The 236-nt window shown below is 44.5% G+C and carries 1 pseudogene; it reads right to left on the bottom strand.

The window, feature by feature from the left end:
• Positions 1–55: 55 nt before the first annotated feature.
• A pseudogene (locus PU683_RS21905) lies at positions 56–236 on the bottom strand (sulfite reductase subunit beta); the annotation flags it as partial.

Genomic DNA, 236 nt, shown 5'->3' with positions numbered 1-236 from the left:
CAAATTACAGAAAAAAGAGACAGGAAGCTATTCCCTGTCTCTCTTCTTAGTTTTCTCAATCATGAAAATTCGTACCGTCAGTTGTTGCTTTAATAATGCCCGCACGGATGACAAAGTCACCGAAATGCTCGCCTTCCTCGCGTTCTTTCGCATAGCGGGAAAGAAGGACACGCAGCTCGCTTAAAATGTCTGCTTCACCGATGTTTTCACGGTACATTTTGCTTAAACGGCTTCCG

This window comes from Candidatus Kosakonia sp. 282A-S69 (genome assembly GCF_029433855.1).
Classification (GTDB): Bacteria; Pseudomonadota; Gammaproteobacteria; order Enterobacterales; family Enterobacteriaceae; genus Kosakonia; species Kosakonia cowanii_A.
Note: the sequence above shows the minus strand (reverse complement) of the source record. Positions and strands in the feature narration are given on the sequence as shown.